This is a genomic window from Arthrobacter sp. Y3223166 (assembly GCF_059090935.1).
Window position 1 is genome coordinate 1 of record NZ_JBNHGE010000096.1, and the last position, 890, is coordinate 890.

Here is an 890-nt window from a genome sequence, read left to right on the forward strand (position 1 = left end):
CAGCTGCCCGGTCCCCGGCGCGGTGTAGAGGCGGCGGACCCAGACGTCCTCCACGGTGGCCTGTTTCAATACCTTGGTGCGTTGGGCCTGCTCGCGGGCGGTCTTCCACCCCGGCTCGGTCCCGGCCGGCGGCGCCTGCTGCCCGGGCGGGCTGTCTCCGCCGGTGGCTTCCGGTGGTTGCGGGCTTGCCGGCGGTTGCGGCGGGCGGGTGAGGTTGCGGGCGTAACCGGCCGGGACGATGCCGTGCCCGGTCAGCCAGGCCGGTTCGGCCTCGCCCCGGAGCAGGGCACGGTCGGTCATCACCAACTGGATTTCCAGCCGGGCCGGGGCGGCGGTGCTGCGCCCGGTGACGCGTTCGAACACGGTATCGGCCATCAGCTGGCCCCGCGACCGGGGGTCTCCCGTGCTGCGCAGCCGGTCCGCTTCCTTGTGCAGGGCGGCCATCACCGCCACCCCCTGGACCACCGGCAGCAGGGTCCGGACCGAGACCATCGTGTCCGGTTCGGGCCGGGAGGACACATGCCGGTCCGCTTCGGCCTTCGCCGCCCGGTCCACCACCGAGCGGGGATCGAGCCGGTAGGCCAGGCGTTTGGCTTCGACCCGCAGCGCCCGGTTCCCGAGCCCGGGCAATCGCTCCCGGTTCCCGGCCAGTTCCCGGTCCACCCGGGCCCGGTGCTCCGGGGACAGGCAGCCGGTCTCCTGGGCCAGGATCTCGGCCCGGTATTCGTTCAGGTCCCCCGCGGCGAGGGCGGCCAGGGTGTGCGGCATCTGTGTGACCAGGGTCCGGGACAGGTTCAGCAGGACCGCGGCACGGTGCGGGGACTCGCGCCGGGCCAACCCGATCTGGGCGGCCACCCCGGCGCCCTGCCGGTCTTTCGGGATCCCGGCGC

1 protein-coding gene is annotated in these 890 nt (G+C 74.4%); it reads right to left on the reverse strand.

Annotated features, from left to right (window positions below; translation table 11 throughout):
- On the reverse strand, positions 1-890 hold an 890-nt coding region (locus AC5RUH_RS16705; RefSeq protein WP_494129158.1), incomplete at both ends, for a DUF222 domain-containing protein.